The organism is Cellulosimicrobium funkei, assembly GCF_001019615.1.
Lineage (GTDB): Bacteria > Actinomycetota > Actinomycetes > Actinomycetales > Cellulomonadaceae > Cellulosimicrobium > Cellulosimicrobium cellulans_E.
Map to the genome: position 1 here is coordinate 61,024 of NZ_JNBQ01000009.1, position 25,198 is coordinate 86,221.

Consider the following 25,198-nt stretch of genomic DNA (forward strand, 5'->3'; position numbering starts at 1 on the left):
GTCAGCCCGCCTCGGCCGGCGCGACGTCCTCGCCCGGCACCTCGGTGACGAGCTCGGGCACCCAGGCGTCGCCGTCGGCCACGAGCTTGACCTGGTACATCGGCTGGACCAGCGCGTGGTCGGACGCGCGGACCGTCGTCGTGCCCTTGGGGCCCTCGAAGCTCCAGCCCTCGAGCGCGTCGACCATGGCGTCGACGTCGTCGCCGCCCTCCTCGATCGCGTGGACGATCATCTGCGCCGCGACGAAGCCGTCGGGCGTGAAGAGGTCCGCCTGCTTTCCGGCCTCCTCGACCGACGCGAGCATCGCGGCCTCGACCTCGGTGCCCGCGGCGCCCGGGAAGTAGTGGTTGAGGAAGTCGACCTTGCTCGCGGCGCCGCCGTACGCGCCGTAGGTCGCGACGTCACCGAGGCCGGTGACGACCGTCGTCGAGTCGAGCACGCCCTGCTGGTCGAGGCCCTGCCACATCGCGCCCGACGTCGCCCCGGCCCACGCGACGAACACGAGGTCGGGCGCGGCGTCGACGATCTGGTGCGCGAACGGTGTGAACTCCGTCGCGTCCTCGGGCACGAGCACGCTCGTCACCTCGGCGCCCTGCGCGCCGAGGACCGCCTCGACCGCGGCGAGGTTGCCCTGGCCGAACGCGTTGTCCTGCGCGAAGACGACGACCTTCGCGCCGTCGGGGTCGACGAACGTGCCCGCGGTCGCGACGTCCTGGAGCGACTGGCGGCCCGAGCGGAACGTGTAGTCGTTGATGCCCGTGAGCGCGTCGACCGCGGCCGGGCCGGAGATGTAGAGGACCTTGTTCTGCTCGGCCTGCTCCGCGAGCTTGAGCGCGACGCCGGACACGACCGTGCCGCCGAGGATCTGGTAGCCCTTGCCGATGAGGTCCTTGGCCTGGCCGACCGCCTTGTCGGGGTCGCCGCCGTCGTCGTGGAACGTCACGTTGACCGGGCGGCCGTCCACCTCGCCCGTGCCGTCGGTCGCGTAGTCGAGACCAGCCTGGAAGCCCTCGTAGTAGGCCTCGCCGTAGGCCGCGAGCGGCCCGGTCTTGGAGTAGATGATGCCGACGTCGACCGGGTCGGCGCTCGTGCTGCTCTCGCCGCCGGTGGTGTCGCCGCCGGTCGCGTCGGTCGGCGCGCACGCGGCGAGCACGAGGCTCGCGGCCGCGAGCGCGGCGACGGCGAGTGCCGGCCGCTGGGACTTCTTCGTCCGCATGACTTCGCCCTTCGTTGGGTGGTCCTGGGGGAGCGCCGCTCAAACATGAGAGGCGATTCAGGTTGCGGGAATCATGGGTCCGCGACCGACGCGGTGTCAACCCGCGCCGGTCACGATCCGGCCACGAGGTTCACGAAGAGATGTTGACAGGTGATTCAGGTCACACGTAACGTCCGGTCCGCCCGGGTCCGGCGCGCAACGGTGCGCGCCGCAGCGCGTCCCGCGCTGACGGCGACCCGACCTCGACGTGGAGGTTCAGATGGTCAGGCACTCCCTCAGGCGGCGCGGCCGCGCCCGCCGGTCCGCGGCCGCGCTCGCCCTCGGCACGGCGCTCGCCGTCGTGCTCGCGCCGCTCGTCACGACCCCGGCGTCCGCGGCGGGCTCCTGGTCCCAGCGCTCGGCGGGCGGCATGACGGTCGAGCTGTACCGGCCGACGACCGCGCCGCCCCTCCCCGGCGGTCGGGCGCTCATGATCTCGCTGCACGGCTGCGTCCAGACCTCGCAGGTGCTCAAGAACGCGGGCAACTGGGCCGACGCCGCCGACGACCACGGCATGGTCGTCGCGGTCCCCGCCGCTCCGAACGGCGGCGTGCTGCTCGGCTGCTGGGACTACTACGACACGAACCACAGCCGCACGAGCCCCGCGCGGCACGACGACAACCTGCTCGACCTCGTCTCGGCGCTGCTCGCCGACACCTCGCTCGGCATCGACCCGGACCAGGTCTACGTCAGCGGGCTGTCGTCCGGCGGCGGCCAGGCGATGGTCATGGGCTGCCTCGCACCCGACGTGTTCGCCGGCGTCGGGATCGCGGCCGGGCCGACCGTGGGGACGACGTCGGGCCAGATCGGGAGCGTCGCGACGACGCTCGCGCAGGCGCGCTCGACGTGCCGGACGTTCGCCGGGACGCACGCGGCGGACTTCGGCTCGCAGGTGACGTCCGTCGTCTTCGGGAGCGCCGACACGACCGTCGCGACCGGGTACGGGACGCTCAACGCCCAGGTCATGGCGGACCTCTACGGCGCCGGGACCACGTCGTCGTTCTCGCTCGCCGGGCTCGCGGGGGCGAACACCGCGGGCTCCGGCTCGCTGTGGTCCGACGCCGACGGTCCGCGCGTCTCGCTGGTCCGGAACACCGGGCTCGCCCACGCGTGGCCCGCGGGCGGCGGCCCGGGCGGGTCGTACGTCGCGACGAACAGCATCGACTACCCGGCGTACCTCACCGACTTCCTGTTCGCGAACAACCGCCGGGTCGAGCGCGAGCCCGGCACGGGACCGGACCCGGACGTCGTCGCCCCGACGGTCACGATCACGTCGCCGGCCGCGGGCTCGACCGTGACCGGGACCGTCCGGGTCGGGGTCGCGGCGTCGGACGACCGCGGCGTGGACCGGGTCGAGCTCAGCGTCGACGGCGCGGCGCTCGCGACGCTGCGCACCGCCCCGTACGCGTACGACTGGGACACGACGGCGCTCGGTGCGGGCACGCACGTCGTCGCGGCGCGCGCGGTGGACGCCGCGGACAACGCGACGACGGCGCAGGTCACCGTGACGGTCCAGGCGCCGAGCGGGCCGTGGTGCGGGACCGCGACGAACGCCCAGCACCAGGCCGCCGGCCGCGCGATCTCCTACGGCGTGAACCCGTACAACCCGTACTACGCGGTGGGCTCGCTCGCGTACCTCGGGCAGGGCGACGCGACGGTCACGACGCTGCGCGAGACGGCGCCCGGCCGCTACGAGGTCGCGACGACCTGCTGAGCAGGAAGCCCCCAAGCGCCGAACCCGGGGATACGGGCGAGCTGGGCCGCTGCCTCGCCCACGACCCCGGGTTCGGCGGCCCGGGGCAGCCCGGGACCCGGGTCCGGCGGGCGGGTGGGTCAGTGCTCGAGGCGGTCCTTCGCGTCGCCGATGTGGTCGGTGACGTCGTCCGGCAGGTCGTCGAGGTTCATGTCGTTGGTGCGCGCGCGCCGCGCGTCCCAGCGCAGCGCGACCGCCGCGAGGGCGGCGGCGATCGTCGAGGCGGCGAGGACGGCGATCTTCGCCGCGTCGGTGTGCGTCGAGTCCGGGAACGACAGCTCCGCGATGAGGAGCGACACGGTGAACCCGATCCCGCCCAGCAGGCCGACCGGCAGCAGGTCGCGCACCCCGATCCCGGGCGCAAGGCGCAGCGGCGTGAACCGCGTGACGAGCGCCGTCACCCCGAGCACGCCCACGAGCTTGCCCAGCACCAGGCCGAGGACGATCGCCAGTACGACCGGCTGACCGAGGACGTCGCCCCCGCCGCCGACGAACGTCACGCCCGCGGCGAAGAACGCGAACACGGGCAGCGCGATCCCCTGGGAGAACGGTCGCAGGGAGTGCTCGAACCGGTGCGTGCGCGACTCGGTCTCGCCGTGCATGGCGAGCGCCGGGACGGTGAAGCCGAGCAGGACGCCCGCGACCGTCGCGTGCACGCCGGACTCGTGCACCAGCACCCACGCGACCACCGCGACGGGCACCAGCAACCACCAGCGCGTGCGCCGGGCGCGGACGAGGACGGCGAACAGCGCGACCGCGACGAGCGCGAGGCCCAGGAACCCGATGCGCAGGTCGGCCGTGTAGAAGACCGCGATGACGATGATCGCGAGCAGGTCGTCCACGACCGCGAGCGTCAGGAGGAACGTGCGGATCGCGGCGGGCAGCCCGCGCCCGAAGACGGCGAGCACGCCGAGCGCGAACGCGATGTCCGTGGCCGTCGGGATCGCCCAGCCGTGCAGCGCGCCGTCGTCGCCCGCGAGCAGCACGACCGCCGTGAAGATCACCGCCGGCACGGCCATCCCGCCGACCGCGGCGAGCATCGGCACGCCCGCCTGGCGCGGGCTCCGCAGGCTGCCCGCCACGAACTCCTGCTTGAGCTCGACGCCCACGACGAAGAAGAAGATCGCGAGCAGGCCGTCCGCAGCCCAGGTCTCGAGGCTCAGGTCGAGGTGCAGCGGCAGCGGTCCGATCGAGGCCGGCCCGACGACCGTCTCCGAGAGGGCTGTGTACGCGTCCCGCCACGGCGAGTTCGCCCACAGCAGCGCGAGCAGCGCCGCGCCGATGAGCAGCGCGCCGCCCGTGGTCTCCCTGCTCACCCAGCGGCGCAGCCGCGCACGGGGCGACGGCCGGTCGGGCCGCGCGGTGGGGTGGGTGCCGGAGGGCGGGGTCGCGTGGGTCATCGTGCTCCCGGGGTCGCTGTCGTGTCGCACGGTCCGCGGACGCGAGACCGTGGCCGACCAGACTTCCCGGCACACCGCCCTCGATTCTACGGGGGCGTACCCCGCGCGGCCGACGTGCCCGTCTCGTGGTCATCCTCCCGGGCGACGCCGTGCGCGGCCAGCGCACGGGAGGATCTGCGGGTGCCCGACGCCGTCCCCCACCCCGCGCCCGACCTCGCCCCGGCAGGCCTCACCGGCTCTGACCCGGCCCCGACGCCTGTCCCGACACCGTCCCCGGACGGGTGGGCGCCACCGGACGCGCCGACCGCCGTCGGACCGACGGCGCTCGACCGCTCGCTCCTGTGGGGCGGGTCGCCGGTCGTGGGGGCTGTCGTCGCGTTCGGGGTGCTGCACCTGGCCGGATGGATGGCGGGCCTGCCCTGGGCCCCGTTCCAAGGTCTCGCGCGCGCGATCGACGAGCTCCTCGGTGAGCGCGGCGCGCTCGGTGTCGGGATCTGCCTCGCCGTCGGGGCGCTCGCCGGGCTGGCGTTCGCCGCGCACGCGGTGCGGGACATCGCGCTCGTGACCGTCGACCCCGAGCGCACGACCGTGACCCTGCGCGACGAGCGCACCGAGCTGGACCGGGGCGACGTCACCGCCGTGCTCGTCGACCGCAAGGACCTCGTCGTGCTCGGCCGTCGTGCGGCGGCCCCCGTCGACCGGCCGGCGTCGCCCGTGTCACCCGCGGCGCGCGCGTCGACCTCGGCCGCCGGCACCGCGGAGGGTGTTCCTGACGACGCCCCGGTCGTCGAGCTCCTGCACGTGCGCACCGAGCTCGCGACCGACCGTCTCGCGACTGCGTTCCGATCGCACGGCTGGCCGTGGCACGACGACGACCCCTGGGAGGAGGAGTTCCGACGCTGGGTCCCCGGCGACCCCTCACTGCCGCCGAGCGCCGACGCCGTCCTGCGCGCCCGGGCCGCCATGCTCCAGTCCGACAAGACGTCCGACGTCGTGGACCTGCGGCGCGAGCTCGCCCGCCTCGACGTCGTCGTGCGCGACGTCGACAAGGTCCAGCACTGGCGCCCGGCCACCCCGCCCAGGTAGAACCCTGGTCTGCCGAGGTAGAGCCGTGGTTGCGCGGGGTAGAGCCGTGGTTGTGTGAGGTAGAGCCGTGGTTCTTATGTTCGGCGGCGTGTGGCCGGGTTGGGTGGTCGGGGTGGGTGGTGGTGCCGCGTCTACCATCCGCCGCTCGTTCCTCGCGGCTCCCGCCAGGCCCAGCCACGACGCGGCACCACCACCCACCCCGCCCGGCGTCGTCTCGCCCTGGTCGTCGCTCACCCGGGCGACCGCCCGCGGTGTCGGTCTCGCGATCCAGGTTGCGGTTGCCGCATCCGGTCTCGGTGCGACACCCCCGCACCCCCGCACCGCCGCACCGCGGTGCCGCCGCACCGCGGCACCGCGGCACCGCGGCACCGCGGCACCGCGGCACCGCCGCCCTAGCGTCGCTGTGACTGTGACTGTGACTGTGACTGTGACTGCGGCTGCGGCTGCGTGTCGTGGTTCGTGGGGCGCGTCGCGCCCCGACCTGGTCGTCGCGCCGTCGCGCCGTCGCGCCGAGTCGTCGCGACGTTTGCCGATCAGGTGGTTCGGGCTGGTCCTGGGAACCTGACGAGCCGTCGTCGCCTGTTCGACCTGCCGAGACCGCCTGGTCGGACGGTCGCCAGGCCATGGTGAGACGACGGCCGAGCGGTGGGGGTGGGCTCGGATGCGAAGGGGCGTCAGAGCGGCGCTCCTAGAACCCACGGCCGAAGGACCCGGGGTGACGGCGCCGCAGCCCCGAGCACCGAGCCCACCCGCGCCGCGGACCCGACCCCGCGGGCTTGAGGCCCGACCGCGCCCACCTCGCCGAACCACGGCTCTACCTCGCGCGACCACGGTTCTACCTCGGCCGGATGGGTCAGGCGCGGGTGTCCTCGGCGAGGGTGAGGAGGCGGGTGATGGTGTTCCAGTTGCGGCCTGTCACCGGGGTGCCGGCGGCCTTCGCGAGGACGGCCGTCGTGAGCTTCGAGCGGCCGATGCCGTCGGGGTAGGCGACGTAGAGGACGCCGTTCGCGACGGCGGCGCGCTCCGTCCCGCCGCGGTCGTCGATGGTGGCGGCGCCGTCCGGGTCGACCGGGGTCTCGCCCACGAGGACGAGGAGCGCGGCGGGCCGCTCCTGCGCGTCGTCCGGAAGGGGGTTGCCGCGCACGATCTTGCGCAGGCGCTCGGTGGTGAGCACGGCGACGGCGGCGTCGACGCCGAAGCGTTCGGCGACGGCGTCGTGCAGGAGCCGAGCGACGTCGTCGGGCCCGGACGCGCCGGAGGTACCGGGCGCGACGACGAGGTTGCCGCTGTTGACGACCGTGCGGGCGTGCGCGAACCCGAGCTCGCCCGCGAGCTCGCGCAGCGCGGTGGACGGAACCTTGCGCCCGCCGACGTTCACGGCGAACAGCAGGGCGACGTACGCGGTCACGACGACGCCCCCGGTCGTCGGTGGGACCACGGCGCGGCCTCCTCGAGGCGGGCGGCGAGGTCGAGGAGGAGTGCGTCGTCGCCGTGGTCGGCGCCGAGCATGACGCCGACCGGGACGGTGGCGGAGGTCCCGTCGGGGTCGGTCACGCGCACCTCGCCGAGGGGGAGCGAGATCGCGGGGCGGCCCGTGAGGTTCCAGACGCTCGTCCACGGCGTGAACGCGGTCTGGGCCGCGAAGTCGGCGGCAGGGTCGTCGTCGATCCGCTGGCTCCCGACGAGCGCGGGGGGCTGGGCGAGGGTGGGGGAGAGCACGACGTCGACGCCCGCCCACGCGGCCGCGACCTCGCGCGTGAGCTGCTGCACCCCGCCGAGGGCCGTCGCGTACGCGAGCCCGGTCACGCCGCGCCCGCGCTCGCGCAGCCACCGGGTGAGCGGCACGAGCAGGTGCTCGCGGTCCGGCGGGACGGGCGCCTGGAGCGCGCCGACCGACCACAGGGCGGCGAACGCGTCCCAGCGCTCGGCGGCGAAGGGCGGGGGGATCTCGACGACGTCGTGCCCGAGCCCGGCGAGGAGCGCCGCGGTCGCGCGGGCGGCGTCGGCGCACGCGGGGTGCACGGGAGCGTCGGCGGCGATCACGGGCTCGAGCAGGAGCCCGACCCGGAGCCGCCGTCCGCCCCGCGCGGTCGCGAGGCGCGCCGTGAAGGTGTCGCCCGGCCACGGCCGGGCGAGCACGTCGAGGAACGCCGCGGCGTCGCGCACCGACCGGGTGAGGACGCCGTGCGTGGCGAGCCCGGCGCCGTCGATCCCGTAGGGGCCGGGGCTCACGAGCCCGCGCGACGGCTTGAGCCCCACGAGCCCGCACGCGCTCGCGGGGATGCGCAGCGACCCGCCGCCGTCGCTCCCGTGCGCGACGGGGACGACGCGCGCGGCGACCGCGGCGGCCGCGCCCCCGCTCGACCCGCCCGCGGACCGCTTGAGGTCCCACGGCGTCCGCGCCGTGGGCCCGACGTCGGGTTCGGTGTAGCAGGGGAGCCCGAGCTCGGGGGTGGTCGTCTTGCCGATCATGACCGTGCCTGCGGCCCGCAGGAGCGTCACGACGCCGTCGTCGTAGGGGGCCGGGAACGGGTCGATCGCTGCCGACCCGGCACGGATCGGCGCGCCCTCGACCATCGTGAGGTCCTTGATCGGGCACGGGACGCCGAGGAACGGGGGGAGCCCGTCGGGACGACCGGGCGTGGGCGCCTCGACCGCGCTCCCCGCGCGGCGCGCCGCGACGAGCGCCGACTCGGCGGCGAGCGCCTGCGTGCGGGCGAGATCGGCGGTGAGGACCGTGAAGGCGCCGACGTCCGCGCCGACGCCCCCCGCGGCGTCGAGCGTCGCGTCGAGCACCTCGGTGGGGGAGGTGTCGCCGGTCCGGAGCGCGTGGGCGAGGGCGGTCGCGTCGAGGTCGAGCAGGTCGGTGACGCTCATGGCTCGTGAACCTACGCGGCGTGCCACGACCGCGCGAACCGTCCGGGGTCGACACCCGGCCCGCCCGAGGCGTATATTCCAAGCGGAATATTCCTCGCGGACCTCCCCCTCCGGGCCCTCCCGCCCGCGCCGTCCGCGCCTCCCGCCCGTGAGACCGTCCCGGAGACGACCGTGCCCGCACCACGCCTGAGCCCCACGGCGACCCTCGTGCTCGCCGTGCTGCTCGACCAGCCCATGCACCCGTACGAGATGCTCGTACGCCTGCGCAAGCGGCGCGACGACCGTCTCGTCCGCCTCAACCCGGGCGCCGTCTACCACGCGGTCGACCGGCTGGAGCGTGACGGCCTCGTCGAGCGCGCGGGCGTCGACCGCGACGGCAACCGGCCCGAGCGCACGGTCTACGCCATCACGGACGCAGGCGTCGCCGCGCACCACGACCGCACGCGCGAGCTCGTGCGCGAGACGCCGCCCGAGTACCCGGCCTTCCCCGTCGGGCTCGCGCTCGTGCACGACCTCCCGCGCGACGACGCCCTCGCGCTCCTGCGCGAGCGTCGCGCCGCGCTCGCCGCCGCGATCGACGGGGTGCCCGAGCACCTCGACGGCGTCGTGGCGCGCGGGCTGCCTCGCCGCATCCTGCTCGACGCGTCCTTCCAGCTCCACCAGACGGCGGCCGAGATCGCGTGGCTCGACGCGACGATCGCCGACGTCGAGTCGGGCGCGCTGAGCTGGACCGAGGAGCCCGCGGCCGCCTTCCGCTTCCCCCGCACTGCCTCACCTCAGGAGACCTCGTGACCACTCCCGCCCCGGGCAGCAGCCCGAGCACGGCCCCGGCGCCCGCCGACGCCGGCTCGCGCGTCGTGCCCCTCGTCGACCTCCACGGCCGCAGCGCCTGGAGCATCCTGCCGCCGCTCATCCTCGGCTTCTTCATGATCATGGTCGACACCACGATCGTGAACATCGCCGTCCCCACGCTCCAGACCGAGCTCGACGCGTCCCTCGTCGCGGTGGGCTGGGTGAACAGCGCCTACCTGCTCTCCTACGCGGTGCTGCTCCTGCTCGCCGGCCGCCTCGGTGACCGGTACGGACCCAAGCCCGTGTTCGTCGTCGGTCTCGCGGTCTTCACGCTCGCGTCCGCCTGGTGCGGGCTGTCGGGCTCCATCGAGATGCTCATCGCGGCGCGCGTCGTCCAGGGCGTCGGCGCGGCGCTCATGACGCCGCAGACCATGGCGATGATCACGCGCGTCTTCCCCCCGCGGCAGCGCGGGGCGGCCATGGGCCTGTGGGGTGCGACGGCCGGCGTCGCGACGATCGCCGGACCGCTGCTCGGCGGCGTGTTCGTCGAGTCCTGGGGCTGGGAGTGGATCTTCTTCGTCAACGTGCCGGTCGGCGTCGTGGCGCTGTGGTTCGCGCTCACGCGCCTGCCGCGCCTCGCGACGAACAAGCGCTCGTTCGACGTGCTCGGCGTCGTGCTCTCGGTCGTCGGCCTGTTCGCCGTCGTCTTCGGCCTCCAGGAGGGGGAGACCTACGACTGGGGCACCATCACCGGACCGATCACGGTCTGGGGCGTCATCGGCGCCGGGCTGCTCGTGCTCGTGGGCTTCGTCCTGTGGCAGCGGCACCTCGGCGACGGCGCGCTCCTTCCGCTGCGACTCTTCCGCTCGCGCAACTTCTCGCTCGCGAACGTCGCCGGCATGTCGGTCTCGTTCGCGATGATCGGCATCTTCTTCCCGCTGACGATCTTCCTCCAGTCGATCCTCGGGCTGTCCCCGCTGCACGCCGCCCTCGTCAACCTGCCGGGGTCGCTCGTGTCGGGGATCGTCGCGCCGCTCGCGGGGCGCCTGTCCGACCGGGTCCCGGCCAAGTGGGTCGTCGCGACGGGCTTCGGCGTCCTCGCGGTCGCGATCGGCTGGCTCGCCGCGGTCGTGGGCCCCGGGGTGTCGGTCGTGACGATCGTGCTGCCCATGACGCTGTTCGGCATCGGCACCGGGTGCGTGTTCTCGCCGCTCGCCAACCTCGCGACGTCGGGCCTCGACCACCGCACCGCCGGCGCCGGCGCCGGCGCGTTCAACACCACGCGCCAGGTGGGCGGCGTCATCGGCTCCGCGGCGATCGTCGCGACGCTCACCGCGCGCCTCGCCGTCACGCTGCCCGCCGCGGCGCGGGACGCGGCGGCGTCGCTCCCGGAGCAGTTCCGTCAGCAGTTCGTCGACGGGTTCGCGAACGCGGGCTCCCTGCAGGGCGGCGCGGGCGGGTTCGACCTCCCGCCCGGGGTGCCCGACGACGTCGCGCGCCAGGTGACCGACGCCGCCACCACCGCGTTCCACCAGGGCTTCGCGACCGCCGTCGGGCAGACGCTCGCCGTCACGGCCGTCGTGCTCGTCCTGGGATTCGTGTGCGCGGTCGCGATGGCACCGAAGCACGTCGAGCACTGACTCCCGCGAGATCGGCCCGTGCGTCGCGAGGTCGACCCTCCGAGGGTCGATCTCGAACGTTCGGGCCGATCTCGTGGAGCTCTCGTCGGACCAGCGCGTGAACGGAGGGTTAAACCTCGCGCCGGGGGCGTGTCGGGGGTGGTGAGCGGAATCACACGGGCGTAGTTTCGAGGGGACGGACGGCACCACCGCCGTCCTCCGGGAGGCCAGCCGATGGGGTTCACGCTCCGCTCAGGAGGGCCGGCACCGGCGCTGCTGAGCCGTGGCACCCACGGCCCGACGGCCGGTCGCCTGCCTCGCCCAGAGAGAGAACGGCGCCCGCGCGCCGGAGGGGAGCCCTCGTGGTCCATTCCTCACCCACCCCCCGCCCCGGTACCTCACCCACCCCCGGTACCTCACCCACCTTGCAGGACGATGCGAGCGACGACGCGCGCCGCACGTTCGTCGTCGACACCTCCGTCCTGCTGAGCGACCCCCGCGCGATCGGGCGGTTCGCCGAGCACGACGTCGTCCTCCCGGTCGTCGTCATCACCGAGCTGGAGGCCAAGCGCCACCACGCCGAGCTCGGGTACTTCGCCCGCAGCGCGCTGCGCATGCTCGACGACCTGCGCGTCAAGCACGGTCGGCTCGACGCCCCGATCCCCGTCGGTGACGTCGGCGGGACCCTGCGCGTCGAGCTCAACCACACCGACCCGGACGTCCTGCCCGCCGGCTTCCGGCTGGGCGACAACGACACCCGGATCCTGTCCGTCGCCGCGAACCTCGCGGCGGAGGGGCACGACGTGACGGTCGTGTCGAAGGACCTGCCGATGCGGGTCAAGGCGTCGGCGGTCGGGCTGCGCGCGGAGGAGTACCGCCACGAGCTCGCCGTGGACTCGGGCTGGACGGGCATGGGGGAGATCTCCTTCACGGACGCCGAGGCCGCGGCGCTCTGGGAGCACGAGTCCGTCGAGCTGACGAGCCTCGACCCGGAGGTCGTCGAGGCCGCCGGGCCGCTGCACTGTCACACGGGCCTCGTGGTGCACTCGCCGCGCGGCTCGGCCCTCGGCCGGGTCACCGCGGACAAGCACGTCCAGCTCGTGCGCGGCGACCGCGAGCTGTTCGGGCTGCACGGCCGCTCGGCCGAGCAGCGCGTCGCGATCGACCTGCTGCTCGACGAGTCCGTCGGCATCGTGTCGCTCGGCGGCAGGGCCGGGACGGGCAAGTCGGCGCTCGCGCTGTGCGCGGGGCTCGAGGCGGTGATGGAGCGCCGCCAGCACCGCAAGGTCATGGTGTTCCGCCCGCTCTACGCGGTGGGCGGCCAGGAGCTCGGGTACCTCCCCGGCTCCGAGGCCGAGAAGATGAACCCGTGGGCGCAGGCCGTCTACGACACGCTCGGCGCGCTCGTCTCGCCGCAGGTGCTGGACGAGGTGATCGACCGCGAGATGCTCGAGGTGCTGCCGCTCACGCACATCCGCGGGCGCTCGCTGCACGACGCGTTCGTCATCGTCGACGAGGCCCAGTCGCTCGAGCGCAACGTGCTGCTCACGGTCCTCTCCCGCATCGGGCAGTCGTCGCGCGTCGTCCTCACGCACGACGTCGCGCAGCGGGACAACCTCCGAGTGGGGCGGCACGACGGCGTCGCCGCGGTGATCGAGGCGCTCAAGGGCCACCCGCTGTTCGCGCACGTGACGCTCACGCGCTCCGAGCGCTCGCCCGTCGCGGCGCTCGTCACGGAGATGCTGGAGTCGATCGAGGTCTGACCCGCCGCGAGGTAGAGGCCTGGCGATGACCAGGCCTCTACCTCGCGGTACCAGGCCTCTACCTCGGCGGACCGGGGATCTCGCTCGCGCGGGGGCGGGTCCGCGGGTGGACGAGGACCACCGCGAGCACGCCGACGACGGCGCCCAGGACCGTGTCGAGCGCGCGGTCGAGCGCGAGCGCGGCCGGGTCGGCCGGGTGCGCGAGCGAGGTCATGAGGAGCGCCATGGGCGTGATGGTGAGCATCGCGAGCCCGTAGTGGCGGCTCACGATGGTCTCGGTCACGGTCTGGAGCACCACGACGACCGCAGCCGTCCCCCAGAAGCCGAGCGGTGCGGCGAGGAGCGGCCACGCGAGCAGCGCGCCCGCGACGGTGCCGGCTCCCCGCTGCAGCGCCCGCACGACGGCGTGGCGCGCCGACTCGCCCTGGAGCACGGCGGTCGAGCCCATGGTCGCCCAGGCGCCGTGCCCGAGGCCGGCGACCGCGGCGACCCCGCCCGCGACGAGCCCGGAGACCCCGACGCGCGCCGTCGCGAGCCGCCACGGGCCACGGACGCGGGACCGCGCCTGGGCGGTGACGGAGGTGCGGACGGGCGCCGTGGCGTCCTCGCGCGGGGTGCCCAGGGCGACGAGCGCCCGCTCGATCTCGTCGAGCTCGCGGGAGAGCGCGGGGACGGCGCCGCGGGGCCGCCGCCACGACGCGTCGTCGGCGAGCACCTCGCGCGCCCGGGCGACGGCGACCCGTGCGGCGTGCGACCCGTGCGGGGAGGGCGCGGGCAGCGCCGTGTCGGTCGGGCGCTCGCCGGGGGCGACGTCCCCGCCACGCGACGCCTCCCGCGCGACGACCGCGACGGCGTCGGCCGCACGCCGGACGGCGAGGCGCGCGGGCGCCGTCGGCCGCACGAGTACACCGGCCATGCAGACGAGCCACGCGAGGAGCGCGCCGGACGAGCCGGCGAGCACGCGGGGGCCGAGGTCGGCGAGCGCCGGCGAGCCCGCGAGCCCTGCACCCGCGGCGAAGACGACGATCGTCGCGCCTGGCGGGCCGGTCCGGACGACGAGGCAGAAGGCCGTCGCGCCCGCGGCGAGCAGCGCGACGGCCGCCGTGGTCACGAGCGTGGTCACGCCGGCGGCGGCGAGGAGCGTGAAGATCGCGATCGTGCCGGCCATGAGGACGCCGACGGTGGCGAGGAGGCCGGCGCGGCGGCGGTAGGGGTCGTACCGGCCGTAGAGCGACGTGAGCGCGCCGAGGGAGGCGAACGCCGCGAGGTCGGGTCGGCCGAGCAGGCCCGGGACGGCGATCGCGAGGGCGACCGCCGCACCGCACCGCAGCGCGGCGGCGAGGGTCGCGTCCGCAGGGCTCACGCGCAGCGCGTCGCGCAGGTGGGCGGGGTCGAGGACGTCCTGGGCGGCGGCACGCACGGGTGCGAGGCCGGGCAGCGTGGGGGAGGGGAGCGAGGAGAGGAGTGGCATGACCGGTCCACCGTACCGGTGATTCGAAGGTGTTTCACCGGTGAAACACTGTGAGGTCCGCCCTATCCTGGGTCGGTGGACTACGTGGACCGCGTGCGAGCGGAATGGGCCCAGCAGCGGCCGGACCTCGACACCTCGACCTCCGCCGTCGGGGCGCGGCTGCGCCGTGCTGCTGGTCTCCTCGAGGGCGCGCTCGAGCGCTCGGCGGCGCGCCACGACGTCTCGCGCGCGGAGTTCGACGTTCTTGCCGCCCTGCGGCGCGCGGGACGCCCGCTGCGCGCGGGCGAGGTCACGACGATGACCGGCGCCCCCGGAGCGTCGATCACCAAGCGCCTCGACCGGCTCGAGCGCGCGGGGCTCGTCGAGCGGACCGTCGCCGAGCGGGACCGCCGCGGCGTCCTCGTCGCCCTCACGCAGGACGGCGTCGCGCTCGTCGACGAGGTGTTCCCGCAGCAGCTCGAGCGGGAGCGCGCGGCGCTCGCGGACCTCGACGACGCCGAGCGCGCCGAGCTCGCGCGGCTCCTCGGCGTGGTGCTGCGCCGCCTCGACCCGGTCGAGTACTGAGCGCACGCCGAGACGCCGAGAGCCGGGCGGGGTGCGCGCGCACCCCGCCCGGCTCCACGGCGGATCGGACGGTCCGAGGGCTCAGGCCTGCGGCGGGCGCGTCATCGACAGCACGTCGAGCGCCTCGTCGAGCTGCGCCTCGGTGACCTCGCCGCGCTCGACGAAGCCGAGGTCGATCACGGCCTGGCGGACGGTGAGGCCCTCCTTGACGGAGTGCTTCGCGACCTTCGCCGCCGCCTCGTAGCCGATGACGCGGTTGAGCGGCGTGACGATCGACGGCGACGACTCGGCCAGCGCGAGGGCCCGCTCGACGTTCGCCGTGATGCCCGCGACGGTCTTGTCCGCGAGGACGCGCGACGCGTTCGCGAGGAGGCGGATCGACTCGAGGACGCCCTGCGCGATGACGGGGATCTGCACGTTGAGCTCGAACGAGCCCGACGCGCCGGCCCACGCCACGGTCGCGTCGTTGCCGATCACGCGCGCGGCGACCATGAGCACGGCCTCGGGCACGACGGGGTTGACCTTGCCCGGCATGATCGAGCTGCCCGGCTGCAGGTCCGGGATGAAGATCTCGCCGAGACCCGTGTTCGGGCCCGAGCCCATCCAGCGCAGGTCGTTGCAGATCTTGGTGAGCGAGACGGCGATCGTGCGCAGCGCGCCCGAGAGCTCGACGAGGCCGTCGCGCGAGGACTGCGCCTCGAAGTGGTCGCGCGCCTCCGTGAGGGGCAGACCCGTGTCCTCGACGAGCAGCGCGATGACGCGCTGGGGGAACCCGGCGGGCGTGTTGATGCCGGTGCCGACGGCGGTGCCGCCGAGCGGGACCTCCGCGGCGCGGGGGAGCGCCGACTCCAGCCGCTCGACGCCGTACCGGATCGCGGCGGCGTACCCGCCGAACTCCTGGCCGAGCGTCACGGGCGTGGCGTCCATGAGGTGCGTGCGGCCCGACTTCACGACGGTCGCGAACTCCGCCGACTTGGCCTCGAGCGCCTCGGCCAGGTGGCCGAGCGCGGGCACGAGGTCGCGCACGACGCCGGCGGTCGCCGCGACGTGCACCGACGTGGGGAAGACGTCGTTGGAGGACTGCGACGCGTTGACGTGGTCGTTCGGGTGCACGTCGCGCCCGAGCGAGCGCGTGGCGAGCGTCGCGAGGACCTCGTTCGTGTTCATGTTCGACGACGTCCCGGACCCGGTCTGGTAGACGTCCACCGGGAAGTGCGCGTCGTGCGCGCCGGAGGCGACCTCGTCGGCCGCGGCGACGATGGCGGCGGCGACGTCCTCGTCGAGCACGCCGAGCTCGGCGTTCGCCCGGGCCGCGGCCTTCTTCACGCGCGCGAGGGCCTCGATGTGACCGCGCTCGAGCGGGGTGCCGGAGATCGGGAAGTTCTCCACGGCGCGCTGCGTCTGCGCGCGGTAGAGAGCCTGCGCGGGCACGCGCACCTCGCCCATCGTGTCGTGCTCGATGCGGTACTCGGTCGTCGGTGCGGCCTCGCCGGCGGCGGCGCCGGAGGCCTCGGGAGATGCAGTCATGGGGCCATCCTGCCGCACCGCGCGCGGGCACCCGCAACCCGCGTGACGGAGGTCACGCGGGTCGCGGGCCGGGCCGGTCGCGCGTCGGCGTCGCGGCCTCAGGCGTCGGCGAGAGGCGCCTCGCCGACCTCGCCCACGACGTCGACCAGGTGGGCGCGGCCCTCGGCGAAGTCGTACTCGACGCCGACGATCGCGCAGCGCCCCTCCGCGACCGCGGCCGCCAGGCCCGCGGAGTACGAGTGGAGCATGTCGACCGTGTTGCGCACGTGCTCGCGGCGCAGCACGGCAGGGTCGAGGTTCTCGAGCGAGCCGTTGCCGGCGCCCGTGATCTTCGCGATCGACGGGATGACGCGGTCGACGACGGCCCGGACGAACCCGTCCGCCTGGGCACCCGTCGTGAGCGTCTCCACCGCGGCGCCCACGGCGCCGCACGAGTCGTGCCCGAGCACCACGACGAGCGGCGCGGAGAGGATGTCCACGCCGTACTCGATCGAGCCGAGCACTGTGGTGTCGACGACGTGGCCCGCGGTGCGCACGACGAACATGTCGCCGAGGCCCTGGTCGAAGATGATCTCCGCCGCGACGCGCGAGTCCGAGCACCCGAACAGCACCGTGTGCGGGTGCTGCGCGGCCGAGGTCTCGCGGCGGCGGTCCGCGCCCTGCGAGGGGTGCAGCGGGGCGTCGGCGACGAAGCGGTCGTTGCCGGCTCGCAGCGTCGCCCACGCCTCGGCGGGGGTGAGCGAACGGACCGGCTGTGCGGGGGCGGGAGAGGTCATGGCTCCCATCATCGCGCAGGTCGGGGCGTGCCCGACGTGCCCGTTCGCATGGCGGGCCGGGCCGGGGAGCGGTATCCATGAGGGGTGACACCCCGGAGACGGGGAAGCCGCGACCGAGGGGAGCTGACGTGCGTCGACGCACCCGAGCGCTCGCCGTCCTGGTCGCCGTGGGGCTCGTGGCGCCGCTCGCCGCGTGCGGCCCGGGCGACGACGGGACGCCGGTGCTCACGTGGTACATCAACCCGGACAACGGCGGCCAGGCCGACATCGCCGCCTCCTGCACGGAGGCCGCCGGGGGCGCGTACCGGATCCAGACCGAGCTCCTGCCGCGCGACGCCGCGTCGCAGCGCGAGCAGCTCGCCCGCCGCCTCGCGGCGAAGGACTCGTCGATCGACATCATGAGCCTCGACCCGGTGTTCATCGCCGAGTTCGCGGAGGCCGACTTCCTCGCCCCGGTGCCCAGCGACGTCGCCGACGCGACGACGCAAGACGTCGTGCAGGGCGCGATCGACGCGTCGACGTGGAAGGACGAGCTGGTCGCCATCCCGTTCTGGGCCAACACCCAGCTCCTCTGGTACCGCAAGTCGGTCGCCGAGGCCGCAGGGCTCGACATGTCGCAACCCGTCACGTGGGACCAGATCATGCAGGCCGCACAGGACCAGGACAAGCTCCTCGCGGTCCAGGGCGCCAAGGCCGAGTCGTTGACGGTGTGGATCAACGCGCTCGTCGAGGGCGCGGGCGGGCACATCCTCGAGAACCCGGAGGCGCCGGCGGACGAGGTGAAGCTCGGCCTCGACACCGACGCGGGCAAGGCCGCCGCGACCATCATCGGCGAGATCGGCACGTCCGGCGTCGGCGGCCCGGGGCTCCCGAGCGAGGACGAGCCGGCATCCCTGACGAAGTTCCAGGGCGACCGCGGGTCGTTCATGGTCAACTGGCCGTTCGTCTGGTCCTCCACCCAGGGCGCGGTCGACGCGGGGTCGCTCGACCAGTCCCTGCTCGACGACATCGGCTGGGCCCTCTACCCGCAGACCATGGAGGGCGACGACGCCCGCCCGCCCTACGGCGGCATCTCGCTCGGCATCGGCGCGTTCGGCAAGCACACCGACCTCGCGTACGAGGCGGCGCAGTGCATCGTCAGCCCGGAGAACCAGGCCGAGTACTTCGTGACCAACGGGAACCCCGCCGCGAGCATCAAGGCCTACGACGACCCCGACGTCCAGGAGGCCTTCCCGATGTACGACGTCATCCGTGACTCGCTCGACCAGGCCGCCCCACGGCCGCAGACGCCGTTCTACAACGAGGTCTCCACGGGCCTCCAGCAGACGTGGTACCCGCCGGCGTCCGTCGACCCCGACACGACGCCGCAGGAGTCCACCGAGTTCATCACCGCCGTCCTGCGAGGGGAGCGACTCCTGTGAACGCCGGACCTCCCGCCGAGCCCGCACCCCGCGGCCGGCACGCCACGCCGTCGACCACCGCCGACGAGGCGCCGACCCGTCGCGGCTCCGAGTCCCGTCGCGAGTCCCGTCGTGAGTCCCGGGACGACTCCCGCGGCGCGCCCGACGCCGCGGCGAAGGCCGCGCGCAGCGACCGGGCCCGCGCCGAGGCGCGCCTCGGGTGGTACCTCGCCGGGCCGGCGTTCGTCGTCATGCTCGCCGTGACGCTGTACCCGATCCTCCAGGCGGTCTACGACTCGCTCTTCAACTACAAGCTCACCGCCCCGGACGACCGCGCGTTCGTGGGTCTGAACAACTACGTCGTGATCCTCACGGACTCGGTGTGGTGGCGCGACCTCGGCGTCACGCTCTTCATCACGGTCGTCACCGTGCTCATCGAGCTCGTGCTCGGGTTCGCGCTCGCGCTCGTCATGCACCGCGCGATCAAGCGCCTGCGCGGGCTCCTGCGCACCGCGATCCTCGTGCCGTACGGCATCATCACCGTCGTCTCGGCGTTCGCGTGGTTCTACGCGTTCGACATCACGTCCGGGTACGTCAACCACTGGTTCGACTGGGTGCCCGGCATCGGACCGGACCTCAACTGGTTCGCGCAGCAGGGCACGAGCCTCTTCGTCATCATCGCGTCCGAGGTCTGGAAGACGACGCCGTTCATCTCCCTGCTGCTCCTCGCCGGCCTGGCGCAGGTGCCGGGCGACCTCGAGGAGGCCGCGAAGGTCGACGGCGCGACCGCCTGGCAGCGGTTCACGCGCGTCATCGTGCCGAACATGAAGGCGGCGATCATGGTCGCCGTGCTGTTCCGCGCGCTCGACGCGTTCCGGATCTTCGACAACGTCTTCATCATGACGAACGGCGCGAACGGCACCGAGGTGCTGTCCCTGCTCGCCTACCGCACCTCGATCGGTCAGCTCCAGATCGGTATGGGCTCGGCCATCTCGGTGCTGCTGTTCCTGTGCGTCGTGCTCATCTGCTTCATCGCGATCAAGCTCTTCAAGGTGGATCTCGCCGGCGCGAGGGGGGAGAAGTGATGGGCAGCGTCCTCAGCACCCGGGCCAAGGTCTGGTGGGCCGTCATCACGGTCGTCGTCCTCGTCGGGGCGCTCTTCCCCGTGCTCTCGATCTTCATGACGAGCTTCAAGGGGCCCAGCGACATCAACTCCGGGACGTTCCTGCCGCCGCAGTGGAGCACCGACAACTACGAGCAGATCCTTGCCTCGGGCGGGTCGGCGCAGGAGCTGTTCCTCTCCGCGCTGCGCAACTCGATCGGCATCTCGCTCATCGCGACCGTCATCGCCGTCGTGCTCGCGACGCTGTGCGCGTACGCGATCGCGCGCCTGAACTTCCCGGGCAAGCGCCTCATCCTCACGACGGCGCTCGGCGTCTCGATCTTCCCGGTCGTCTCGATCGTCACGCCGCTGTTCAACCTGTGGCGCAACATCGGCCTGTACGACACGTGGCTCGGCCTCATCATCCCGTACCTGTCGCTCACGCTCCCGATCTCCATCTGGACGCTCGCCGCGTTCTTCCGGCAGATCCCGTGGGAGCTCGAGCAGGCCGCGCAGGTCGACGGCGCGACCCCCTGGCAGGCGTTCCGCAAGGCGATCGTCCCCCTCGCGGCGCCCGGCGTGTTCACGACGGCGCTCATCGCGTTCTTCATCGCGTGGAACGACTTCGTCTACGGCATCTCGCTCACGTCGACGAGCGCGGCCCGTCCGGTCCCGGCGGCGCTCGCGTTCTTCACCGGCGCGTCGTACTTCGAGGAGCCGACCGGCGCGATCTCCGCCGCGGCCGTCGTCGTGACGATCCCGGTCGTCGTGCTCGTCGTGCTGTTCCAGCGCCAGATCGTCTCGGGCCTGACCCAGGGGGCGGTGAAGGGATGAGGACCACCGCCCTGCCGACCGCCCCGCTACCCGCCGCGGCACCGCCGCGCCCCGCCCGCGTCGTCGGGCACCGTGCCGCACGCCGAACCCGAGGAGAGAGCTGATGGCGTCGATCACCCTGAAGGACATCGTCAAGCGCTACGGCGACGGGTTCCTCGCGGTCGACCGCGTGAACCTCGACATCGCCGACGGCGAGTTCGTCATCCTCGTCGGGCCGTCCGGCTCGGGGAAGTCGACGGTCCTGCGCATGATCGTCGGGCTCGAGGACATCACGTCCGGCGAGCTCGACATCGACGGCGCGCGCGTCAACGAGAAGGCGCCGCGCGAGCGCGACCTCGCGATGGTGTTCCAGAACTACGCGCTCTACCCGCACCTCACGGTGGCCGAGAACATCGCGTTCCCGCTGCGCCTGGCCAAGGGCAAGCACAGCGAGGAGGAGATCCGCGAGAAGGTCGAGCGTGCGGCCGACATGCTCGACCTGCGCGAGCACCTGGACCGTAAGCCCGCGAACCTCTCCGGCGGCCAGCGCCAGCGCGTCGCGATGGGGCGCGCGATCGTGCGCGACGCGAAGGCGTTCCTCTTCGACGAGCCGCTCTCGAACCTCGACGCCAAGCTGCGCGGGCAGACCCGCACCGAGATCGCGCGCCTCCAGCGGCGCCTCGGCACGACGACCGTCTACGTCACGCACGACCAGACCGAGGCCATGACGCTCGGCGACCGCGTCGCGGTGCTGCGCCGCGGCGTGCTCCAGCAGGTCGCGAGCCCGCGCGGGCTCTACGAGCAGCCCGTCAACCTGTTCGTCGCGGGGTTCATCGGCACGCCGCCCATGAACTTCCTGCCGGGCGAGGTGTCGGGCGGGCGGATCACGCTGCCGTTCGGCGAGTTCGACATGCCGGAGAACGTCGCGTCGGTCGTGGGAGACCGCGGACTGGTCATCGTGGGGCTGCGTCCCGAGCACTTCGAGGACGCGCGGCTCGTGGACCCGTCCAAGAAGGACCGCGGCCACACGTTCGAGATCCAGATCGACGTCACCGAGTGGCTCGGGGCGGAGCTCTACGCCTACGTGCCGTTCGACATGCACGAGTCCGTGAAGGGCCAGCTCGAGGAGCTGGACCGCGAGCTCGACGGCGAAGGCCTGCGCAGCCAGTTCGTCGTCGCCCTGGACTCCGCGTCGCGCGTGCGCGACGGCGACACCACGGAGCTCTGGTTCGACCCGACGAAGATGATGATCTTCGACCCCGAGACGAGCGAGAACCTCACGCGCGACGACGCCGAGGCCGACCGCATCGAGGAGGAGAACACCGAGGACCGCCGGCGTTCGCTGGAGCGCGCGCAGAAGCAGGACGCCCAGGTCTGAGGAACGTCGGCCGCCCGGGCGACCTGCCCGGGCGGCCGACGTGCGCCGGGGACCTGTTCAGGCGGACGCGAGCTCCGCGCGGCGGGGCGGGTTGGCGCCGGCGCGGGAGACGGTGACGGCGGCGACGGCGGCGCAGCGTTCGAGCAGGCCGGTGAGCGTGGCGGGGTCGATCGCGTGCAGGGCGTCGCGGTGGTCCGCGCCGAGGAGGCCTGCGCTCCAGAGCCCGTCGAGGAGCGCGCCCATGAAGGAGTCGCCCGCGCCGACGGTGTCCACGACGTCCACGCGCGGGGCGGTGATGCGCTGCTCACCGGCGGCGGTGATCGCGAGGGCGCCCTCGCCGCCGTAGGTGATGACGACGAGCGCGGGGCCGAGCGCGAGCCACTGGTGGGCGAGGTCGACGGGGTCGGTGCCGGGTGCGAGCCAGGCGAGGTCCTCGTCGCTGACCTTGACGACGTCGGCGAGCGTGACGAGCGCCTCGATCCGGGTGCGGGCGTCGGCGGGGTCGCCCATGAGGGCGGGGCGGGCGTTGGGGTCGTAGGTGATCGTGGCGGTGTCGCGGGCGGCGGCGACCAGGGTGCGCACGTCGGACGCGCCGGGCTCCAGGACGGCGGCGATCGAGCCGGTGTGCACGGCGAGGGTGCGGGCGTCCGGGGCGGTGCCCGCCGGGACGCGCCACTCCAGGTCGAACTGGTAGGTCGCGGCGCCGTGGGCGTCGAGGTGGGCGGTGGCGACGCTGGTCCTCTCGGCGTCGGTGCTGCCGGGGGTGAGCGTCACGGTGGAGTCGTGGAGCCAGGCCCGGATCGCGTCGCCGCGCTCGTCCGGGCCGAGCCACGTGGCCAGGCGTGCGTCGCGGCCGAGCCGCCCGAGGGTGAGGGCGACGTTGGCCAGGCTGCCGCCGGGGTGCTCGTCGACGCTGCCGTCGGCGCGGTGCACGACGTCGATCAGCGCCTCACCGACGACGAGCACGTGCTCGCCCTGCGCAGGGGCGCCGTCGGTCGAGGGGGCGGCGGGGGAGGTGCTCATCGGTCGTCTCCGGTGGTGTCGTCGGGGGTCTCGTCGGGCTCGTCGTGCGTGCGTCCCTCCGGGGCGCGTGCCGCATCGAGCCGGGCACGCGCGCCGTCGAGCCACTCCTGGCAGCGCGCGGCCAGCGCCTCGCCGCGCTCCCAGAGCGCGAGCGACGCCTCGAGCGGCTCGCCGCCGGCCTCGAGCCGCGCGACGACCTGCACGAGCTCGTCGCGCGCCTGCTCGTAGGAGAGCGTCGCGACGTCGGGCGTGACAGCGTTGTCAAAGGAAGTCACGGCAGTATTCAACCCCATCTGTGCATCGTGGTCGGACCGGGCGTCCGGGAGCCGGACACCTCGGGGTGCGGGACGCGCCTCACGACGCGTCCCGGGAAGCGTCGGGCGCAGGCCCGTCGTCGTGCGTGGCGGTGACCGCCGCGTCGAGCCCACCGCGCGCGAGCCGCACGTGGACCACGTCTCCCGCCGCCACGTCGTCGGGGGAGCGGACCACGTGGCCGTCCGTCCGCTGCACGACGGCGTACCCCCGCTCCAGCGTCGACGCCGGCGACAGGGCGCGGACCTGGGCCTCCAACCGGCCCACCTCGCCCGAGGCGCGCACGAGCCGCGTGTCGAGAGCGCGTCGTGCGCGGTCGCGCAGCGCGGTCACGCGCTCGGCGTGGTCGGCGAGCATCGTGCGGGGCGTGGCCAGGACCGGGCGGGACCGGAGGCCGTCGAGCAGGGCCTGTTCCCGCGCCACGCGCCCGGCGACCGCCGTCCGCAGCCGGTGACGGCCCTGCGCCACCCGGGCCCGTTCCTCCGCGACGTCCGGGACGACGCGCTTCGCCGCGGCCGTCGGGGTCGAGGCGCGGTAGTCCGCCACGAGGTCGAGGAGCGGGCTGTCCGTCTCGTGCCCGATCGCGCTCACGAGCGGGGTGCGGCACGCCGCCGCGACCCGGACGAGGGCCTCGTTCGAGAAGGGCAGCAGGTCCTCCACCGCGCCGCCGCCGCGCGCGACCACGATCACCTCGACGTCCGGGTCGGCGTCGAGCGCCCGGATCGCGTCGCCGACCTGCTGGACCGCGTGCGCGCCCTGGACCGCGACCTCCCGGATCTCGAACCGCACCTGGGGCCAGCGGGCGCGCGCGTTGACCACCACGTCGTGCTCGGCCTTGGACTCCCGTCCGCACACGAGCCCGACGACCTTCGGCAGGAACGGGAGCGGGTGCTTGCGGTCGGCGTCGAACAGGCCCTCGGCCGCGAGCACGCGCTTGAGGTGCTCGATGCGCGCGAGCAGGTCGCCCACGCCCACCGGCCGGATCTCGCGCGCCTGGAGCTGGAGCGTGCCGCGTCGCGTCCAGAAGACCGGCTTGGCGTGCACGACGACGTGCGCGCCCTCCGTCAGCGGCGTGCCGTCGAGCACGCGCGTGGCCGCGGAGACGGGCAGGGACATGTCCAGGTCGGTGTCGCGCAGCGTGAGGAACGCGGTCGACGTGCCCGGGCGGCGGTTGAGCTGGACGACCTGGCCCTCGACCCACACCGGCGCCATCCGGTCCACGTACTGCTCGATCTTGCGGGCGAGGAGCCGCACGGGCCACGGGTGGTCCGCGCTCGTCTCGAGCGCACGTGCCGGCAGCGGGCCGCGGTCCCCGGGCCGAGGAGGCCGCGCGGACGGCGTGCCCGGCCCGGGGACGTCGTCGGGCAGGGGCAGCGAGGCGGTCACGGGACCAGCCTGCCGCACCCCACCCACGCCCACCCGGCGCACCCACCGCGCGGAGCGGGCGCCGCCGTCGCTGGGCGCCCGCTCACGGTGCGAGCAGGTCGACCGTCACGAGCGTGTACCCCTCGGCGCGCAGGTCGTCGATGATGCCGGGCACGGCGTCGACCGTCGTGGCGTGGATGTCGTGCATGAGGACGACGCTGCCCGGTCGGGCACCCTCGACGGCGCGCCGTCGGGTCTCCGCGGCATCCTTGGTCTTCCAGTCGAGCGTGTCGAGGTTCCACAGGATCACCTGGAGCCCCGTGCGTGTCGCGACCGACCGGACGCGGTCGTCGACGTCGCCGTACGGGGGACGGAGGAACGTGGGTGTCTCGCCGGAGGCCTCCGTGATCGCCTCCTGCGTGCGCTCGAGCTCGGCGCGCACCTCGTCGTCGTCGAGCGTCGTGAGCTGCGGGTGGTCCCACGTGTGGTTCGCGAGCAGGTGGCCCCCGGCGGCGGTGTCCCGCACCACGTCGGGGCGCTTCTCGACGTTGGTCCCGACGAGGAAGAACGTCGCGGTGACGTGCTTCTCCGCGAGTGTCTTCAGCAGGCGCTCGGTGTCCGCGCCCGGCCCGTCGTCGAACGTCAGGGCGACGCACCGGTCGACCGTGCAGTCCACCCCCTGCGCCCGCCCCAGCTCGCGGCGCTGCTGGAGCGTCAGCTCCAGCCGGTCGGTCCACACCGCCTCGGTGGCGCCGAGCACGGCGTCCCGCTGCGCGACCACCTCGGCGACGGGGGCGCCCCCCCACGCCGGCGTCGAGAGAGGGGTCGGCGGCGGTGAGCGCGGCGTCGAGCGACGTGCGGTGCCCCTCGTCGGAGACGAGCCCCGCCGACTCGGTGAGCACCGGGCGGCCCTCCGCGACGG

At 74.1% G+C, this 25,198-nt stretch carries 21 protein-coding genes; 10 read left to right on the forward strand and 11 right to left on the reverse strand.

Going from position 1 to position 25,198, the window contains the following annotated elements; all coding sequences use genetic code 11:
- Position 1: 1 nt before the first annotated feature.
- Positions 2 to 1,216, reverse strand: coding sequence for a substrate-binding domain-containing protein (locus FB00_RS09945; RefSeq protein ID WP_047232755.1), 1,215 nt, complete (start codon positions 1,214 to 1,216; stop codon positions 2 to 4).
- A gap of 259 nt (positions 1,217 to 1,475) precedes the next feature.
- Here FB00_RS09945 and FB00_RS09950 point away from each other — a divergent pair, with 259 nt between their 5' ends.
- On the forward strand, positions 1,476 to 2,969 hold the full coding sequence (locus tag FB00_RS09950; protein WP_197088790.1) for a PHB depolymerase family esterase: 1,494 nt from the start codon (positions 1,476 to 1,478) through the stop codon (positions 2,967 to 2,969).
- Between the two features lie 119 nt (positions 2,970 to 3,088).
- Here the strand turns inward: FB00_RS09950 and nhaA are convergent, their stop codons facing one another.
- Positions 3,089 to 4,408, reverse strand: a complete 1,320-nt coding sequence (nhaA, locus tag FB00_RS09960; protein WP_047232757.1) for a Na+/H+ antiporter NhaA — start codon at positions 4,406 to 4,408, stop codon at positions 3,089 to 3,091.
- Positions 4,409 to 4,588: 180 nt separating this feature from the next.
- On the opposite strand from nhaA, the gene FB00_RS09965 reads away from it, so the two are divergent.
- On the forward strand, positions 4,589 to 5,494 hold the full coding sequence (locus tag FB00_RS09965) for a hypothetical protein (RefSeq protein ID WP_047232758.1): 906 nt from the start codon (positions 4,589 to 4,591) through the stop codon (positions 5,492 to 5,494).
- 853 nt (positions 5,495 to 6,347) lie between these two features.
- Here the strand turns inward: FB00_RS09965 and FB00_RS09970 are convergent.
- Positions 6,348 to 6,932: a DUF1697 domain-containing protein gene (locus FB00_RS09970; protein WP_047232759.1), complete on the reverse strand. Its 585-nt coding sequence runs from the start codon at positions 6,930 to 6,932 to the stop codon at positions 6,348 to 6,350.
- A complete protein-coding gene (locus FB00_RS09975; protein WP_047232760.1) occupies positions 6,899 to 8,371 on the reverse strand; it encodes an amidase in 1,473 nt (490 codons plus the stop codon). Before FB00_RS09975 ends, FB00_RS09970 begins: the two co-directional genes overlap by 34 nt.
- 171 nt (positions 8,372 to 8,542) lie before the next feature.
- On the opposite strand from FB00_RS09975, the gene FB00_RS09980 reads away from it, so the two are divergent.
- The 3 genes from FB00_RS09980 (at position 8,543) to FB00_RS09990 (ending at position 12,545) form a co-directional block, all read left to right on the forward strand.
- Positions 8,543 to 9,163 (forward strand): PadR family transcriptional regulator, encoded by a 621-nt coding sequence (locus tag FB00_RS09980; protein WP_047232761.1) that lies wholly within the window; start codon positions 8,543 to 8,545, stop codon positions 9,161 to 9,163.
- A 134-nt stretch (positions 9,164 to 9,297) separates the two neighbouring features.
- A complete protein-coding gene (locus FB00_RS09985; RefSeq protein WP_231581797.1) occupies positions 9,298 to 10,803 on the forward strand; it encodes a DHA2 family efflux MFS transporter permease subunit in 1,506 nt (501 codons plus the stop codon).
- 404 nt (positions 10,804 to 11,207) lie between these two features.
- Positions 11,208 to 12,545 carry a PhoH family protein gene (locus FB00_RS09990; protein ID WP_047232762.1) on the forward strand — a complete coding sequence of 446 codons (1,338 nt, stop codon included), beginning with the start codon at positions 11,208 to 11,210 and terminating at the stop codon, positions 12,543 to 12,545.
- A gap of 58 nt (positions 12,546 to 12,603) precedes the next feature.
- On the opposite strand, the gene FB00_RS09995 is transcribed toward FB00_RS09990, so the two are convergent.
- Positions 12,604 to 14,016 carry an FUSC family protein gene (locus tag FB00_RS09995; RefSeq protein WP_052877572.1) on the reverse strand — a complete coding sequence of 471 codons (1,413 nt, stop codon included), beginning with the start codon at positions 14,014 to 14,016 and terminating at the stop codon, positions 12,604 to 12,606.
- Positions 14,017 to 14,091: 75 nt separating this feature from the next.
- Here FB00_RS09995 and FB00_RS10000 point away from each other — a divergent pair, with 75 nt between their 5' ends.
- Positions 14,092 to 14,580 carry a MarR family winged helix-turn-helix transcriptional regulator gene (locus FB00_RS10000; RefSeq protein WP_047232763.1) on the forward strand — a complete coding sequence of 163 codons (489 nt, stop codon included), beginning with the start codon at positions 14,092 to 14,094 and terminating at the stop codon, positions 14,578 to 14,580.
- An 81-nt stretch (positions 14,581 to 14,661) separates the two neighbouring features.
- On the opposite strand, the gene FB00_RS10005 is transcribed toward FB00_RS10000, so the two are convergent.
- Positions 14,662 to 16,107, reverse strand: coding sequence for a class II fumarate hydratase (locus FB00_RS10005; protein ID WP_047232764.1), 1,446 nt, complete (start codon positions 16,105 to 16,107; stop codon positions 14,662 to 14,664).
- A gap of 98 nt (positions 16,108 to 16,205) precedes the next feature.
- Positions 16,206 to 16,883: a carbonic anhydrase gene (locus tag FB00_RS10010; RefSeq protein ID WP_047232765.1), complete on the reverse strand. Its 678-nt coding sequence runs from the start codon at positions 16,881 to 16,883 to the stop codon at positions 16,206 to 16,208.
- A gap of 128 nt (positions 16,884 to 17,011) precedes the next feature.
- Between FB00_RS10010 and FB00_RS10015 the strand changes: the two genes are divergently transcribed.
- The 4 genes from FB00_RS10015 (at position 17,012) to FB00_RS10030 (ending at position 21,576) form a co-directional block, all read left to right on the forward strand.
- Positions 17,012 to 18,304, forward strand: coding sequence for a sugar ABC transporter substrate-binding protein (locus tag FB00_RS10015; RefSeq protein WP_047232766.1), 1,293 nt, complete (start codon positions 17,012 to 17,014; stop codon positions 18,302 to 18,304).
- Positions 18,301 to 19,368: a carbohydrate ABC transporter permease gene (locus tag FB00_RS10020; protein ID WP_082141189.1), complete on the forward strand. Its 1,068-nt coding sequence runs from the start codon at positions 18,301 to 18,303 to the stop codon at positions 19,366 to 19,368. Before FB00_RS10015 ends, FB00_RS10020 begins: the two co-directional genes overlap by 4 nt.
- On the forward strand, positions 19,368 to 20,219 hold the full coding sequence (locus FB00_RS10025) for a carbohydrate ABC transporter permease (RefSeq protein ID WP_047232767.1): 852 nt from the start codon (positions 19,368 to 19,370) through the stop codon (positions 20,217 to 20,219). The genes FB00_RS10020 and FB00_RS10025 overlap by 1 nt, the downstream gene beginning before the upstream one ends.
- Positions 20,220 to 20,322: 103 nt before the next feature.
- Positions 20,323 to 21,576, forward strand: a complete 1,254-nt coding sequence (locus FB00_RS10030) for an ABC transporter ATP-binding protein (protein WP_047232768.1) — start codon at positions 20,323 to 20,325, stop codon at positions 21,574 to 21,576.
- Positions 21,577 to 21,633: 57 nt separating this feature from the next.
- Here the strand turns inward: FB00_RS10030 and FB00_RS10035 are convergent, their stop codons facing one another.
- From FB00_RS10035 to FB00_RS22010, 4 genes are all read right to left on the reverse strand, one after another.
- Positions 21,634 to 22,599, reverse strand: a complete 966-nt coding sequence (locus tag FB00_RS10035; RefSeq protein WP_047232769.1) for a carbohydrate kinase family protein — start codon at positions 22,597 to 22,599, stop codon at positions 21,634 to 21,636.
- On the reverse strand, positions 22,596 to 22,892 hold the full coding sequence (locus FB00_RS10040; protein ID WP_047232770.1) for an exodeoxyribonuclease VII small subunit: 297 nt from the start codon (positions 22,890 to 22,892) through the stop codon (positions 22,596 to 22,598). The genes FB00_RS10035 and FB00_RS10040 overlap by 4 nt, the downstream gene beginning before the upstream one ends.
- Positions 22,893 to 22,953: 61 nt before the next feature.
- On the reverse strand, positions 22,954 to 24,297 hold the full coding sequence (gene xseA, locus FB00_RS10045; RefSeq protein ID WP_419865523.1) for an exodeoxyribonuclease VII large subunit: 1,344 nt from the start codon (positions 24,295 to 24,297) through the stop codon (positions 22,954 to 22,956).
- A gap of 82 nt (positions 24,298 to 24,379) precedes the next feature.
- On the reverse strand, positions 24,380 to 25,057 hold the full coding sequence (locus FB00_RS22010) for a polysaccharide deacetylase family protein (protein WP_052877573.1): 678 nt from the start codon (positions 25,055 to 25,057) through the stop codon (positions 24,380 to 24,382).
- Positions 25,058 to 25,198 lie beyond the last annotated feature (141 nt).